The organism is Streptomyces sp. NPDC043726 (assembly GCF_056436565.1).
Genome location: NZ_JBWKCI010000005.1, coordinates 316,493 through 331,417, shown reverse-complemented (window position 1 = coordinate 331,417; position 14,925 = coordinate 316,493). Strand labels below are relative to the sequence as shown.

The 14,925-nt window shown below is 71.6% G+C and carries 15 protein-coding genes and 1 tRNA gene; 2 read left to right on the top strand and 14 right to left on the bottom strand.

Translation table 11 applies throughout. The features are described 5' to 3' along the window. Positions 1–39: 39 nt before the first annotated feature. Together AC068Z_RS17130 and AC068Z_RS17125 are read right to left on the bottom strand one after the other, a co-directional pair. A tRNA-Pro gene (locus tag AC068Z_RS17130) sits at positions 40–113 on the bottom strand. 45 nt (positions 114–158) lie between these two features. After that, entirely contained in the window at positions 159–1,601 is a 1,443-nt protein-coding gene (locus AC068Z_RS17125; protein ID WP_478555935.1) for an MFS transporter, read from the bottom strand. A 120-nt stretch (positions 1,602–1,721) separates the two neighbouring features. On the opposite strand from AC068Z_RS17125, the gene AC068Z_RS17120 reads away from it, so the two are divergent. Continuing rightward, positions 1,722–2,300 (top strand): TetR/AcrR family transcriptional regulator, encoded by a 579-nt coding sequence (locus tag AC068Z_RS17120; protein WP_478555933.1) that lies wholly within the window; start codon positions 1,722–1,724, stop codon positions 2,298–2,300. A gap of 40 nt (positions 2,301–2,340) precedes the next feature. On the opposite strand, the gene AC068Z_RS17115 is transcribed toward AC068Z_RS17120, so the two are convergent. The 5 genes from AC068Z_RS17115 to AC068Z_RS17095 form a co-directional block, all read right to left on the bottom strand. Next, the gene (locus tag AC068Z_RS17115; RefSeq protein WP_478555931.1) at positions 2,341–3,375 is read right to left on the bottom strand and encodes an Ldh family oxidoreductase; all 1,035 of its coding nucleotides are present in this window, start codon (positions 3,373–3,375) and stop codon (positions 2,341–2,343) included. A 29-nt stretch (positions 3,376–3,404) separates the two neighbouring features. Further along, complete coding sequence (locus tag AC068Z_RS17110; RefSeq protein ID WP_478555929.1) at positions 3,405–5,105, bottom strand: thiamine pyrophosphate-dependent enzyme; 1,701 nt, start codon at positions 5,103–5,105, stop codon at positions 3,405–3,407. A gap of 1 nt (position 5,106) precedes the next feature. Further along, positions 5,107–5,967, bottom strand: a complete 861-nt coding sequence (locus tag AC068Z_RS17105; protein WP_478555927.1) for an amidohydrolase family protein — start codon at positions 5,965–5,967, stop codon at positions 5,107–5,109. Between the two features lie 129 nt (positions 5,968–6,096). Next, positions 6,097–7,308 (bottom strand): L-2-hydroxyglutarate oxidase, encoded by a 1,212-nt coding sequence (gene lhgO / locus AC068Z_RS17100; RefSeq protein WP_478555925.1) that lies wholly within the window; start codon positions 7,306–7,308, stop codon positions 6,097–6,099. Beyond that, positions 7,308–8,762 (bottom strand): aldehyde dehydrogenase family protein, encoded by a 1,455-nt coding sequence (locus AC068Z_RS17095; protein WP_478555923.1) that lies wholly within the window; start codon positions 8,760–8,762, stop codon positions 7,308–7,310. The genes lhgO and AC068Z_RS17095 overlap by 1 nt, the downstream gene beginning before the upstream one ends. 103 nt (positions 8,763–8,865) lie before the next feature. Here AC068Z_RS17095 and AC068Z_RS17090 point away from each other — a divergent pair, with 103 nt between their 5' ends. Beyond that, positions 8,866–9,174: a putative quinol monooxygenase gene (locus tag AC068Z_RS17090; RefSeq protein WP_478555921.1), complete on the top strand. Its 309-nt coding sequence runs from the start codon at positions 8,866–8,868 to the stop codon at positions 9,172–9,174. Here AC068Z_RS17090 and AC068Z_RS17085 read toward each other — a convergent pair. From AC068Z_RS17085 to AC068Z_RS17055, 7 genes are read right to left on the bottom strand one after another with little or no spacing between them, the layout of a single operon-like run. Beyond that, positions 9,150–10,130, bottom strand: coding sequence for a uroporphyrinogen decarboxylase/cobalamine-independent methonine synthase family protein (locus AC068Z_RS17085; protein WP_478555919.1), 981 nt, complete (start codon positions 10,128–10,130; stop codon positions 9,150–9,152). The genes AC068Z_RS17090 and AC068Z_RS17085 overlap by 25 nt on opposite strands. A 2-nt stretch (positions 10,131–10,132) precedes the next feature. Further along, on the bottom strand, positions 10,133–10,609 hold the full coding sequence (locus AC068Z_RS17080) for a GlcG/HbpS family heme-binding protein (protein ID WP_478555917.1): 477 nt from the start codon (positions 10,607–10,609) through the stop codon (positions 10,133–10,135). After that, positions 10,606–11,385: an alpha/beta fold hydrolase gene (locus AC068Z_RS17075; protein ID WP_478555915.1), complete on the bottom strand. Its 780-nt coding sequence runs from the start codon at positions 11,383–11,385 to the stop codon at positions 10,606–10,608. Before AC068Z_RS17075 ends, AC068Z_RS17080 begins: the two co-directional genes overlap by 4 nt. Before the next feature lie 25 nt (positions 11,386–11,410). Further along, the gene (locus AC068Z_RS17070; protein WP_478555913.1) at positions 11,411–11,782 is read right to left on the bottom strand and encodes a VOC family protein; all 372 of its coding nucleotides are present in this window, start codon (positions 11,780–11,782) and stop codon (positions 11,411–11,413) included. Further along, complete coding sequence (locus tag AC068Z_RS17065; protein WP_478555911.1) at positions 11,779–12,549, bottom strand: fumarylacetoacetate hydrolase family protein; 771 nt, start codon at positions 12,547–12,549, stop codon at positions 11,779–11,781. Before AC068Z_RS17065 ends, AC068Z_RS17070 begins: the two co-directional genes overlap by 4 nt. Continuing rightward, complete coding sequence (locus AC068Z_RS17060; RefSeq protein ID WP_478555909.1) at positions 12,546–13,994, bottom strand: NAD-dependent succinate-semialdehyde dehydrogenase; 1,449 nt, start codon at positions 13,992–13,994, stop codon at positions 12,546–12,548. Before AC068Z_RS17060 ends, AC068Z_RS17065 begins: the two co-directional genes overlap by 4 nt. Before the next feature lie 22 nt (positions 13,995–14,016). Next, a complete protein-coding gene (locus AC068Z_RS17055; protein ID WP_478555907.1) occupies positions 14,017–14,919 on the bottom strand; it encodes a VOC family protein in 903 nt (300 codons plus the stop codon). Between the last annotated feature and the right edge of the window lie 6 nt (positions 14,920–14,925).

Sequence of the window (14,925 nt, the reverse complement as noted above, 5' to 3'; positions counted from 1 at the left end):
GATGTTCTGAAACGGCCCCTGGCCGACGACTTCGCAAAGTCGGGACGACAGGATTTGAACCTGCGACCCCTTGACCCCCAGTCAAGTGCGCTACCAAGCTGCGCCACGTCCCGGTGCGCCCTTCCCGCGGTGAACCCGCGAGAACGCGCAGGTAAACCTTACCGTATGCGACCGGATGCTCCTGTCTTCTCGGGTGTGCGCGCCTGTTGCGGGGCCGGGACGGACCGGCGGCCGGGGCGGCCGGCCGGGACGAGCAGCGCGGCCAGGGCGGCGCCCAGGCAGAGCACCGCGAGCAGGGCGAAGCCGTGGGTGTAGCCGTCGGCCCGGGGCAGGCCGGACGGCTGGAGGCCGCTGGTGACCAGGACGCTCATCACCGCGGCGCCGATGGAGCCGCCGATGGTGCGGATGTTGGCGTTCATGCCGGTCGCGGCGCCGGTCTGGTCCGGCGGCACGCTGCCCACGATGAGGTTGGCCATGGAGGCGAAGGCGAGTCCGATGCCAAGGCCGAACACACCCGCGACGAAGCCCACTTGCCACCGCTCGTCGTGCCAGAGGGCGAGGAAGGCGCAGGCCAGTGCGCCGAGCGCGGCGCCGGAGGTGAGCAGTGCCTTGGCACCGACGACCGGCTGGAGGCGGCCGCCGAGCACACCGGAGAGGAACATCGCCACCAGCATCGGCAGCATGAGCAGCCCGGACTCGGTGACGCTGGCGCCGAAGCCGTACCCGGCCGAGCTCGGGGTCTGCACGAAGCCCGGGAGGAAGGACCAGATCGCGTACATGCCCGCGCCGAACAGCAGGGCCGCGGTGTTGGTGGTCCATACAGCGGGCAGCCGCATCACCTTCAGGTCGATCAGCGGGCTGCGGGAGCGGGCCTCCGAGGAGAGCCACAGGGCGAACAGCACGAGCGCGGCGGCGAACAGGCCGAGCACCCGGGCCGAGCCCCAGCCCCACACGCTCGCCTGGCTGATCGGCAGCAGCAGCGCGACGAGCCAGGCGGAGAGCAGGACGGCACCGAGCCAGTTGACACTCCCCCGGGCCCGGGTGGCCGACTCCGGGACATGGCGCAGGGCGATCAGCGTGGTCACGGCGACCACAGCGACCGGGATCCAGAACAGCCAGCGGTAGTCAAGGGCGCTGACGATGGGTCCGGCCGCGACGATGCCGACGCCGCCGCCCGCGGCGATCACGGCGGAGAGGTTGCTGATGCTGCGGGCGACCTCGCCGGGGGCGAACTCGTCCCGGATGATCCCGAAGGACAGCGGGAACAGGGCGCCGCCGACGCCCTGGACGACCCGGGCGACGATCAGGACGCCGATGTTCGGCGCCAGCGCGGCGAGCAGACAGCCGAGCGCGACCACGAACAGGACGGCGACGAGGGTACGTTTCTTGCCGACGAGGTCGCCGACGCGGCCGAGGATCGGGGTGAACACCGAGGCGGACAGCAGATAGGCGGTCATCACCCAGGTCGCGGTGGACTGCGAGGCGTGCAGGGCCTGCTGGACGGTCGGCAGGGCCGGCGCGATCAGCGACTGGAGCATGGAGAACACGGCGGCACCGGTCGCGAGGACGACGAAGGTGAGCCGCGTGGAGGAGCGGGGCATGAGGGGGCCTCTCCGGATTTGGTAAAGTGGAGGTGCACCTCCACTCTAGCGGAGGCACACCTCCACTTCAACCGATGTCGAGGATGCCCTCCGGTTCCGTCGATGCCCCGGGAGGCAGCCGTGACCGCCCAGCCGTTCCCCGTCAGCGAGATCGTCGCGGCCCGGCGCCCGCACCGTAAGGACGCCGCCCGCAACTACGACGCCTTGCTCGCGTCCGCCCGCGAGGCCTTCGCCGAGAGGGGCGCGGAGGCCTCGCTGGAGGACATCGCCCGGCGCGCCGGGGTCGGCATCGGCACCCTCTACCGGAACTTCCCGACCCGACGCGACCTCTTCGAGAGCGTCTACGCGGGTGAGGTGAACGACCTGGTCCAGGTCGCGCGGGAGGTCGCCGAACTCGAACCGTGGGAGGCCCTCACCACCTGGCTGGGACGGTTCACCGGCTACATGGTCACCAAGCGGGCCGTGCGCGAGGCGCTGGACGACCAGTCGGAGATCTTCGACGCCTGCCGTGACTCGATGTACGGCGCGGGCGGGCCGCTGCTGGAGCGTGCGCAGAAGGCGGGCGTGGCGCGCGCGGACATGGACTTCAGCGATCTGCTGCGCCTGGTCGCGGGCGTCACCGCGACGACGTTCACGGACGACGCGCAGCGCGACCGCGTGCTCGCGATCGCGCTGGACGGGGTGCGCACGTCACGCTGACGTCGCCGACCGTCCCCCGGGGCGGCCGGCGACCGTCTGTTCAGGCCGGTGGTACGACCCCCAACCGGCCCGCCGCCTCGGTCAGTTCACGCCACACCTTCGGCGCGACCGGAATGCCCTGCTCGCCCCGCTCGGCGGCCACACCGGCGCTGCGCTCGCCGGGGTAGTACACGCCGCTGTCGCTGGGGAGGCCCTTGAGGGTGGCCAGGGTCTCGTCGACCCCGGCCGTGAAGGCGTCCGGGTCCCCGAAGGCCGCCGGGTCCACGGCGATCAGCAGGGCGTTCTGGCGGTGCTTGCGCCCCTGCGGGTCGTCCGAGTGGAACGCGGCGAAGATCGGCGCCCCGACCAGCACACTGGTCAGCAGTTCGAAGGCGAGCGACATGCCCGAGCCCTTGGCGCCGCCGAGCGGCAAGGGCATCACCGCCTTCTCGGGGTCGGTGGTCGGCGTGCCGTCCTCGGTGGCGGCGGCGCCCTCCGGGAGCGGGGTGCCGTTCGCCCTGGCCTGCTTGATCTTCCCGAGCGCGATGGTGGCGGTGGCCATGTCGAGCAGCAGCGGCGCGTGCTCCTTCGCCGGTACGGCGATGGCGAGCGGGCTGGTGGCGACCGCGGCGCCCTTGACGCCGGTGTAGCCCATGTTGGGCATGCCGGCCACGAACCCGATGCCGATCAGGCCCTGTTCGGCGATCCGGGACACGTAGTAGCCGATGGCCCCCGTGTGCACGGTACGGCGCACTCCCACCGAGGCGATGCCGCCGGCCCTGGCCCGCCGCACCGCCTCGTCGGCGGCGGCGCTCAGCGCGACCGGTCCCGGGGCGCGGTCGGCGTCCAGGACGGCGGCCGCCGGGGTGGTCGACTCGACCCTGATCTCGGCCCGCGCGTTGGCCACCCCCTTGGCCAGCAGCTCCAGATAGGCGGGCACCCGGGCGATGCCGTGCGAGTCGACACCGCGCAGCGCGGCCCAGACGAAGACGTCGGCGGTGGTACGGGCGTGCTCGGCACTCAGGCCGCCCTGCTCCAGCAGGGCCGCGGAGAAGTCCCGCAACTCCCCCGCGGGCACGAGCTTCCGGTCGGACATAAGACTCCTTGATCAGAGCGTGACGAGGATCAGCGGGTGACGAGAACGTCGACGACGGCCGTGGTGCCCTCACCGACGGCCTTGAGGGCACGCTCCAGGGCGGGGCCCAGCGCGTCCGGCGCGTCGACCGTCTCGGTGTGCATCCCGAACGGTTCCGCGAACCCCGCCAGCCGGGGCAGCCGGTGCAGATCGGTGCCGAGCCACTCGCCCGTCGCCGCGGCGGCGCCCTCGGGGTAGAAGCGACGGTGGTTGAGGTTCATCGACTTGTAGACACGGTTGTTGAACACGACGATCAGCAACGGCAGTTCGTATGCCGCCGAGGCGTCGTACGAGGGGATCACGGGGTTGTACGTGAACGCGCCGTCGCCGATGGTGAGGACCACCGGGCGCTCCCGCGCGGCGAGTTTGACGCCGAGCGCGACCGCCATGCCCTGGCCGAGCCCGCCCTGTACGTAGAAGTACGAGTCGGGGGCGGAGGTCCGCAGATGCCGCTTGACCACGCGGCTGTGCGTGATGGTCTCGTCGACGACGACCCCGTCCCGCCCCTCCAGCAGGCGCCGCAGGGTCGCGGCCACCAGGACCGGGTCGATGCCCTCGGCGCCCTCCGCCTTCGCCTCGGCCGCCGCGACCGCCGCCTGCTCCTCGGCGTGCCGCGCCTCCTGTGCCGTACGCCTGGCGGTGACCGTCACCGGGTCCAGGTCCTTCGCCCGCTTGGCCAGCTGGCGCAGGGTGTTGGCGACGTTGCCCTCCAGGTACCGGTCCGCGAAGAGGACCTGGTAGGTGATGTGCGGGCGCTGCGGCACCTCGTCGATGACGACGATCCGTGCCTTCGAGGGCCGGCGCGAGGGCGGGTAGAAGGGGGCCCGGCAGTTCACCAGGAGGATCAGGTCCGCCTCGTCCATCCACGGGCCGATGTCGCCGCCCGCGTGCAGCGGATGCGAGCGCGGGAAGTTCCCGCACACCGCCGAGTCCGGCTCCACGACCGGGATGTCCCAGGCCTCGGCGAAGGCGAGCAGCGCCTCCCAGCCGCCCGCCTCCCGGCCGGCGGTCTCCGTGACGATCACCGGGTTCGCGGCCTCGCGGATCAACTGGGCGACCGCGTCGGCCTCTTCGGGCGAGCTGTGCGTGGAGCCGGGCGGCACGATCGGCTTCGCCTCCCGGCCGTCCCACTCCTCCAGCAGGATCTCCAGCGGGATGTTCAGGTACGCCGGTCCGGCCGGGGCGCGCCAGGCCAGCTCGGCCGCGCGCGTGATCATCGTGGGCAGGGTGTGGACGCTGGCCGCCTCGTTGGACCACTTGGCGAACGGCTGGGCGACGCCGTGCGGGCCGCCCACGACCGACAGGTTGCGGTACCACTGGCCGCCGGGGTCCTTGCCGGGCCCGTCGCCGTAGGTGGCCGACTCCGAGGAGGTGACCACCATCGGGACACCGGCGAGCAGTGCTCCGTGCACGGCCATCGATCCCTGGAGCAGTCCGGGCGCCGCGTGCAGCAGCACGCCCTGCGGACGGCGGGTGACCAGGCCGTAGCCGGTGGCCATGCCCACGGCGACCGTCTCGTGGGTGAGGTCGAGATAGCCGGGGCAGGGCACGCCGTCCCGGTGGTGCCGGGCCAGTGACTCCCACACCGGGGCCCATTCGGACCCCGATGCGCAGAAGACGTAGTCGGCGCCGGCGGCGGTGAAGGCGGAGACGGCGGCGTCACCGCCGTCCAGGTGCGCGGTGTCGGTCATGTCAGCCCTCGATCGGCCAGTTCAGGACCTCGGAGATACCCCGGCCCATGATCCATTCGAGCTCGTCGGGGGTGAAGTCCCAGTGCTTGGTGAACTGCTCGATGGTGTCGGTGTAGGTGATGCCGTGGCCGAGCAGCCGGGTGATGTCGGTGCCGTAGAAGCAGCGCTGCGGGCCCAGCTTGTCGACCATCTCGCGCACGTACTTCTGGATGTTGTTGTTGGGGAAGGGGTGCGTCGAGTAGCCGGGCAGCGCCGAGACCTTGACGTAGATGTTCGGGTGGACGGCGAGGTCGGCGGTCTCCTGGACCCAGTAGCCGATCGCGTCGTCGACACAGCGGGCCATGATGCCCATGTGGTCGATGATGATCCGCAGCTCGGGGTGCTTCTCGGCGATCTCCCCCAGCTCCCGCTTCCAGATGGGCGCGTGGACCATGGTGGGGATGCCGAGCTCCTCGGCGATCGGCCAGTACCAGTCGTTGGTGCCGTCGATCATCCAGTTCCGGTCGATCGGCCGGTGGAAGGTGAGCCGGGTGCCCTTCACATGCGGGTTCTGCGCGAAGTCCTTCAGCATGGCCTTGCCCTCTTCGGGCTTGTTCTGCGGGATGCGGGCCATGATGCCGAACCGGTCCGGGTGCGCCTCGCAGGCTTCCAGCGCGTAGTCGATGCGGTCGCCCTCCCAGGACGGCGGCAGGATCAGCGCCCGGTTGACGCCGGCCTCGTCCATCAGCTCCAGGGCCTCCTCGTAGGAGAAGGGGTCCTCGCGGTGGCCGTTGAGGCGGATCCGCTCGCGGGCCCCGGGCACCCAGGGGCGGTCCGGGGTCTCTTCCTTCCAGATGTGGATCTGCGTGTCGACGACGAACATGGCCTCAACTCTTTCTGTCGAACAGGGCGGTGGGGGCTTGCGGAGGGAACGCTAGGCGGGGCGCGAGCGCTTGCCGAGACCTTGGGGCGCAAGCTGTTGTTGCACGGAATACGGCTCTACGCAGGGCATTCACTGTTTGCCGGAGCCGTCGCCGAAGACGGCGTCGACGATGTGCTCGGCGATCGCCATGGACGCGGTGGCGGCCGGCGAGGGCGCGTTGCGGACGGCGGTGACCCGGCCCGCCCGGTGGATGCGGAAGTCGTCCGCGAGCGTGCCGTCCCGGTCCAGCGCCTGGGCCCGTACCCCGGCGCCGCCGCGCACCACGTCGTCGACTCCGACGTTCGGCATGTACAGGCTCGCGTCCCGCATGAACGCCCGCCGGGACAGCGAGCCCCGGTACTCCTTGATGCCGGTACGCCAGTGCTGGGCCGCCATCCGCCAGGCGCCGGGGTAGCCGGCGAGCCTCGCCAGGTCCCCGAGCGAGATGTCGCCGAGCCGGTAGCCCTCCCTGGACAGGGCCAGGACGGCGTTGGGGCCGACCTCCACGGTGCCGTCGACGCGGGGGGTGAAGTGGATGCCGAGGAAGGGGTAGCGGGGGTCGGGCACCGGGTAGACGAGACCGCGCACCAGCCGTGCCTTCTCCGGCTTGAGCAGCATGTACTCGCCCCGGAAGGGGATGATCCGCGGCTCGGGCCGGTCCTGGGCGAGCCGGGCGACGGTGTCCGACTGGAGCCCGGCGCAAATGATCAGCCGGTCCACCCGCACCCGGTCCAGGGCCGAGGCCACCTCGATCCCGCCGGTCACCTCGGTGATCGCGGTGACGGGGAAGCCGAGCCGTACCTCGCCGCCGGAGGCCTCGATGTCCTTGGCGTACTCGCGGGCGATGGCCTTGTAGTCCGTGATGGCCGTGCGCGGCGAGTGCAGCGCCGCGATCCCCCCGGCCTCGGGCTCGATCTCGCGGATCTCCTCCCTGGAGACCTTCCTCAGCTCGGGCACATGGTTGGTGCGGGCCCGCTCGTAGAGGTCCTCCATCCGGCCCAGCTCGTCCTCGCGGACGGCCGTGACCAGCTTGCCGACCTCCTCGTACGGCAGCTTCCGCTCCTGGCAGTACTCGCGCAGCAGGGCGACTCCGCGCACGGTCAGCCGCGCCTTGAGGCTGCCCGGGGCGTAGTAGATCCCGGCGTGCACCACCCCGGAGTTGTGGCCGGTCTGGTGGACCGCGACCTCGTGCTCCTTCTCCAGCACCACGACGCGGGTGCCGGGCCGGCGCAGGGCGATCTCGCGGCCGGTGGCCAGCCCCACGATGCCCGCGCCGACGACGCCGATCGTCTCGTCGGCCATCAGGCGCCCCCCTCGGGCCCGTAGTGGACGGCGACGGTCTTGACGCGGGTGGAGAAGCGCAGGACCTCCTCGCCCTGCTCCTTGTAGGCGGTGCCGGAGTCGTGGAACCCGCCGAAGGGCAGGTGCACGTCCCAGCCGGTGGTCGTGGTGTTGACGGCGACCTGGCCGCACTCGGCCTCGTCGGCGAACCGGTACGCCCGCGACAGATCGCGGGTGAAGACGGCGGCGGCAAGCCCGAACCCGGAGTCGTTGACGGCCTCGACGGCCTGCGCGAAGCCGGAGACCGCGCGCACGGCGAGGACCGGCCCGAAGACCTCCTCGCGCCAGATCGCCGTCTCGGGGGTGACGTCGCCGAGGACGGTCGGCAGGACGTAGCAGCCGTGCGCGCGGTCCGGGTCTGCGGCTCCCCCGGTCAGCACGGTGGCGCCCTCCGCGACGGCCCGGCCGATGTCGGCGAGGACCGCGTCGCGCTGCCGGGGGCTGGACAGCGGGCACATCGTGGTCGCCGGGTCAGTGCCGGGGCCGACGGTCAGCGCCTCGACCTCGGCGAGCAGCAGCCGTACGAAGTCGTGGTGGACCGTGCGTTCGACGATCACCCGGCTGGTGGCGGTGCAGCGCTGGCCCGCCTGTCCGAAGGACGCGGCGGCCACGGCCTTGGCGGCGGCGGGGAGATCGGCGTCGGCGAGGACGACGGAGGCGTTCTTGCCGCCGAGTTCGCCCTGGAAGCGGACGTTGCGGTCGGCGAGGCGGCGGCGGATGCGGTTGCCCACGGCGTTGGAGCCGGTGAAGGTGACGCCGACGATCCGGGGGTCGTCGAGGAGGGCCTCCTCGATCTCGGCCGTACGGCCGGTGATCACGTTGAGGACCCCGGCGGGCAGGCCCGCGTCGTGCAGGGCGCGGGCGAAGTGCAGCCCGGAGAGCGGGGTTTCGGTGGCCGGCTTGAAGACGGCCGCGTTGCCGGTGGCGAGCAGCGGGGCGAGCTTGCGGGCGGGGGTGATCAGCGGATCGTTCCACGGGCTGATCACGAGGATCACGCCGATGGGCTCGCGCTGGGTGTGGGTGCGAGTGTCCGGGCGGACGTCGTGCAGCAGGGTGCCGTAGCCCTGGCGGGCGAGTCCCGCGTAGTAGTCGAGGAAGTCGGCGGCCTTGCCGGTCTCGCCGCGCGCCTCGGCCAGGGTCTTGCCATTCTCGGCGGTGACGTCGGCGGCGATCTCGTCGAGGCGTTCGCGGATCAGCCGGGCCGCCTCGGTCATGATCCGGGCCCGCTCGAAGGGGCTGGTCCGCTTCCAGACCGCGAAGCCGCGCTCGGCGTGGTCGTAGGCGCCGGTGACGTCCTTGGCGGGGAGGGCGGGGACGCGGGCGAGGGGTGCTCGGACGTCGGCCGGGTCGTGGACGTCGATCCACTCTCCGGACGTCACCCACTCGCCGCCGATGAGTGCTTCCTGGGTGCGCATGGAGTTCACTTCTCTTCTCTCAGACATTGGTTGCGCCCGGTGGGCGGGTTCTCCGTGCTGGAATCGGCGGCACCACCGCACCTTCGAGCTCTGGGGAACGCCCATGCCGTACGCCGTCTTCGCCCACTACCGCTGTGCGCCCGCCGATGAAGTCGTGGTGCGGGAAGCGCTGTTGAACATGCGGGAACTCACCCGGCGGGAGCCCTCGAATCTCGTGTACGAGGTGCACGCGGAGGCGGAGCGGGCGGGCGGCTTCGTGTTGTACGAGGTCTACGCGGACCGGGCCGGGTTCGAGGCACACGCAGCGGCCGACCACTTCGACGAGCTGATCGTCAGGACGGTACGGCCGCTGCTGACCGAGCGCACGGTCACGTTCGCCGAGCTGCTTCAGAACTCGTTGCCCCAGCAGTAACGGGCGACCGTCTCCACCAGCACCAGCTTCTGCCGCTGCTGCTCGGCCGTGAGCAGGGGCTTCGCCGCCGTGTCGGCGAAGCCCCTGGACGGCGACACGGCCATGTCCTCGATGTCCTTGAGCTCGGCCGCCGCGTCGATCCGCGTCATCACGGTGTCGATGTCCTCCAGCTCCGGCACCGTCGCGTCCACCACCCCCAGGCACACGTCCCGGTCCTCCGGCAGCGGCCTGAGAAGGTCCAGTTCGGCCTTGGTGCCCTGGTCGTACGGCAGCACCCAGCGGTCGGCCGGGACGCCGGCGTACATCCGCTCCACCCGGGCGCTGTCCACCTCGGCCGGGGCGGTCCACCCCGGGCAGACGCCGATGCGGACGCCCTCGGGGCGCTCGTCGAGCCGTACCGCCAGGGCCTCGACGGCCAGCGCCTCCTCGAAGGAGAGCGGGGCGTCGGCGGGCCAGTCGAGCAGCAGCGGGTTGTTCAGCTGGATCAGCCGGACCCCGCGCGACACCAGCAGCTCGATCTCGGTGTGGACGATCTCCGCCAGCGCCTCGCCGAGTTCACGCGCCGACGCGGGGCCCAGGCCCGGCTCGTACGTGGTGGCGGCGAGGTACGCCGGCGACGGCAGGGACGCCTTGGGGGCGATGACCGTCAGCTCGGCCAGGCGCCCCGCCCAGTCCGCGAGGAGCGGGCCGGCGCCCGGCTTGGGCAGGGACTCCGCCACCCAGCGCGGGAAGCCGTCGACGGTCTCGTCGGTACGGCGAAATCCTGACCCTCCGTCAAGGACGGCCCCGCGGAAGTCCGCACGGGGAAAGTCGCCGTCGGTGACCACCGTGGAGCGGAGCTTGCGCTGGTAGGCCACCACGTCCTGGACCGCCTCGGCGAGGGAGTCCGGGGCGAGGCCCGGGGGCCGGACCAGGCTGCCGTGGTGATCGATGCGGTAGTTGAACGTGTCCGCCATGGTCAGTCCTTTCCGGGCGCGGCCGGCTGCGGAGCCGCGACGCCCCAGGCGGCGAACTCCAGTTCGTAACCGAGGGATTCCAGCACTTCCTCGGCGATCTTCTGGTCCTCGGCGGCGGTGCCGCCGGCGATGCCGAGGCCGCCGATGATCTCGCCGTCCTTCTTGATGGTGACGCTGCCCTCGGTGGCCATGATCGGCATGGCCGCGCCGGGGAGCTGGGAGAGCTGGGAGAAGAAGACGGGCTGGCTCTCCTGCCACTTCTTCAGCATGGTGCCGGGGCGCTGCATGATCGCGGCGGTGTAGGCCTTGGCGCGGGCGATGTCGGGGGTGAGGGGGCGCGCTCCGTCGGGACGGCGGATGGCGATCGGGAAACCGCCGGCGTCCACGACCGCGACGCTGACTGCCTTGCCGATCTCCTGGGCGCGCTGCTGGGCGGCGGCGAGGATCTCCTCGGCGGCGTCCAGGGTGAGGGTGGTCATGCGGCTTCCTTCGGTGGGGTCAGGGTGCGGCGCAGACGGGCGACGGCCGCGTTGTACTTCTGGGGTGTCTCCCAGTACATGGAGTGCGGGGCGCCTTCGACGATCTCCAGGTGCGATCCGGGGAGGAGTTCGTGGGCGCGGGTGACGGTCTTGACGCTCAGGACGGCGTCTTTCTCGCCCGCGAGGAAGGCGACCCGGACGCCCGAGTCCTGGATCTGCGCCAGGGTCGGGCCGTCGGTGTCGAGGTTGCGCAGGTCCTGCATCCTGGCGACGTTGAACGTGCCCATCTGCTGGAACAGGAAGGTCAGGTCGGCGCGCTCCCGCTGGAACGGCTGGGTGAGCAGCCGGTCGATCACCGGGAGTTTGACGGCCTCGGCCCGGTCGGCGGCGGCCAGCTCCTTCAGTTCCGGGTCGCTGATGCCGCCCAGGGAGTGGCCGAGGACCACGGAGGAGACCCGGTCGGGGCGGGCGAGGCCCGCCCGCAGCGCGGCGACCGAGCCGATCGACTGGCCGACGAGCATGACGTCGGTCAGCTCCTCGGCGTCCAGGACGGCGACCACGTCACCGGGGAAGTCCTGGCCGTCGAAGTCGGAGGAGTCGGACTTGCCGAAGCCGCGCAGATCGAGGGTGACGACCGTGAACTCCTCGCGGAGTGCGGCCACTTGCTGCCACCAGGCGGCATGGTGTCCGCCGCTGCCGTGCACGAACAGGATCGCCGGGCCGCTGCCGTGGCGCTCGTAGTAGATGGCGGTGCCGTCGGAGTCGGCGATGGGCATGAGATGAACTCCCGTAGGTGCAGCGTCAGTTCGGGCGCTTGGCGTGGTAGACGAGCTCGATCATGGTGTGGTCGGGGTCGTGGATGTAGCAGAACTTGGACTGGTTCTCGGGGCGCTGGACGGGCCGGGTGTGCCGGATGCCCAGCTCCTTCAGGTGCGCCAGGAACTCGTCCCAGTCGTCGACCTCGACGGCGAAGTGATAGGGCGCCATGCGCTCCATCTCCTCGACCGGGGTGAAGTGCAGATCGAAGTTGCCCCGGGTCATCAGCACCACACGGGTGTTGGACTTGGGCATGATCCGCTTCATCCCGAAGACCTTGGCGTACCACTCGGCGGTGCGGTCGGGGTCGGTGGTGGGGAAGTTGACGTGGTGGATGTAGCGGGGCGCGTTGCTCATGCTCGATTCCCTTCGCGTTGTACGGGGTTGGACAGCACACCGATGCCGCTGATCTCGATGTCCACGGTGTCGCCCGGCTCCAGCTGGCAGGTCGACTCGGCGCCCATCCACAGGACGTCGCCGGGGTGCAGGGTGAGGTGCCGGGTCATCTCGACGATGTGGTCGAAGGGGTCGTGGACCATGTCGCCGGTGCGGAACTCGGAGTGGACCTCGCCGTTGAGCCGCAGCGTCGTCGTCTGGGCGAGCGCGTCCACGTCCGTCTCGATCCAGGGGCCCATCGGCTTGAAGGTGTCGCTGTTCTTGGCGCGCCAGAAGGTGCGGTCCCGGTGCTGCCAGGTGCGGGCGCTGACGTCGTTGCCGATGGTCCAGCCGAAGACGGACTTGCGGGCCTCCTCGGGGGTGGCGTGCCGGAGCGTACGGCCGATGACGGCGACGAGTTCGGGCTCGGCCTCGAACCGGCCCTCCACCTCGGCCGGCTTGACGATCGGCGAGAGGTGCCCGGTGAGCGCGTTGTTGGCCCGGTAGCCGACCTCGGGCCGCTCCGGCGTCGCGGCTCCGGCGTGGGCGATGTGCCGGGGGTAGTTGTAGCCGACGGCGTAGAACACCGGCGGCACGACGGGCGGCAGCCATACGGCGGTGGCGCGCGCGACCGTGCCGATCACGTCCGGTTCGCCGGTGAGCGGGGACCCGGACAGCAGCTCCACGTCCTCCTCCCCCACCCGGCCCCAGACCGCCCGTCCCCCCACGGAGACCCGTGCGTACCTCATGGCGCCAGCAGGTGGGAGACGCGCTTGGTGACCAGGTAGGCGTCCAGCGCCTCCGGCCCGCCCTCACGGCCGTACCCGCTGTCCTTCACCCCGCCGGACGGGGCCTCGTGGACCGAGCCGCCGCAGTGGTTGAGGGACAGGATGCCGGCCTCCAGCTCGGCGGATAGCCGCTCGGCGGTGGCGGCGGAGCGGGTGAATCCGTAGGCGGCCAGGCCGTACGGCAGCGCGTTCGCGGTCGCCAGCGCCTCGTCCAGCTCGGCGAAGGGCACGACGGGCGCGAGCGGCCCGAAGGGCTCCTCGCGCATCAGCTCCGCGTCCGGCGGTACGTCGGTCAGGACAGTCGGCGCGAAGAAGTACCCGGGTCGGTCCGGGCGTTCGCCGCCGGTGAGGATCTTGGCGCCGCGGGCCGTGGCGTCCGCGGTGAGACGCTGCATGGACTGAAGCCGCCGCTCGTTGGCGAGCGGACCCATCGTGGTGCCCGCGTCGAGGCCGTCCCCGACCACCACGGCCTCCGCCGCCTTCACGAACTCGGCGGTGAACTCCTCGACGAGGCTCTCGTGGACGAGGAAGCGGCTCGGCGAGGTGCACACCTGTCCGGCGTTGACGAACTTGGCCTGGGCGGCCCTGCGGGCGGCCCGCACCGGGTCGGCGTCCGCGCACACGATCACCGGCGCGTGTCCGCCGAGCTCCATCAGGGACGGCTTCATGACCTCGCCCGCCGCGGCGGCGAGCAGCTTGCCGACCGGGACCGAGCCGGTGAAGGCGATCAGCCGGGTCACCGGTGATGCGATGAGATGGGCGGAGACCTCGGCGGGGTCGCCGAAGACCAGGTTGAGCACGCCGTCCGGCAGGCCCGCGTCCACGAAGCAGCGGACCAGCTCCATCGCGGTCGCCGGGGTCTCCTCCGAGGCCTTGATGACGATCGAACAGCCCGCCGACAGCGCCGAGGAGATCTTGCGCATCGGGCCGCCCGCGGGGAAGTTCCACGGCACGAACGCGGCGACGGGACCGATCGGTTCGCGCCGCACGGTCAGCAGGGTGCCGGGGGCGGACGGGACGATACGGCCGTACGCGCGGCGGGCGTCGTCGGCGTGCCAGCGCAGGGTGTCGGCGACCCGGCGGGCCTCGCCGGTGGCCTCCGCGAGGGGCTTGCCCTGCTCCAGGGTCATGATCCGGCCGACGGCGGCGGCCCGCTCGGTGAGCAGGTCGGCGGCGGTGTGCAGGATCGCGGTGCGCCGGGCTACGGGGGTGTCGCGCCAGCGCCGGAAGCCTTGCTCGGCGGCGGCGAGGGCGCGGTCCAGGTCGGCGGTGGTGGCGAGCGGGACCTCGCCGATGGTGGCCTCGGTGGCGGGGTTGACGATCGGGGCGGTACGTCCGGTGCCGCCCTGGCACCACTCGCCCGCTATGTGCATGCGGACGGCGGGATAGCCGTGGTCGGTGGTCATGGGTGGGTGCCCTCTCGGGGGTTCAGGAGGCTTCGCTGTCGCGGTTGGTGCGCAGCGCCCAGATGTGGTGGGGCGGGGTGGTCTCGTGGCGGCGGGTCTCGTAGGAGTCGTCGACCCGGTCCATGTCGGCGGCGTACTCGACGCGGCCGCCGCTCGGCGCGTGCAGGAAGCGAAAGACGTTGGAGCCGATGGTGTGCCGGCCGAGCCTGCGGGCCTCGCGCCAGCCGTGCTCGATCATGCGGTTGCCGCCCTCGATCACGTCGTCGAAGCCCGGCACCTCGTAGGCGATGTGGTTGACGCCCGCCTTGTCGGGGCGGTGGCACAGCAGCATGGTGTGCTGGTCGTCGTCCCCGGGGGCTTGCATGAAGACGCCCATCGGCTCGACGACGTCGGTGGGCCGGAAGCCGAGTCGCCCGGTGTAGAAGGCCACGGCGGCTTCCCGGCCCTCCTTGGGGATGTTGAGCGCCACATGGCACATCCGCAGCGGGCGGACCCGGGTGATCGCGTCCAGGGCGGTGTTCCACCGGTTCACGTTGCCCAGGGAGTTGGCCGGGCGGGGCGTGACCGGGGCCGGCTTGGGGCGGGCCAGGGTGAGGCCGACGCCTAAACCGGTCTCGTCCACGGTGTGGTGCACCCCGTCGGCGCTCTCCCGGGGCTTGTCCAGGGCGGTCACCAGCCGCGCCAGCTCCTCCTCGGTGTCCACGCCCCACACGACCTCGCGCAGGGTGGGGCCGTTCTCCACCGGCGGCGGGAGCGAGGGTCCCGGGCGGGTGTCGAGGTGGAGGGTCTGGCCGGTCAGCGTCTCGAACACGGCGTGTTCGTCGGTCCTTTCGACGAGGAACAGTCCGAAGTCGTCGTAGAACCGGACGCATTCGTCGAGGTCCTCGATGCTGTAGGTGACCGATTCGATTCTCTGGATTCCCATGGATTC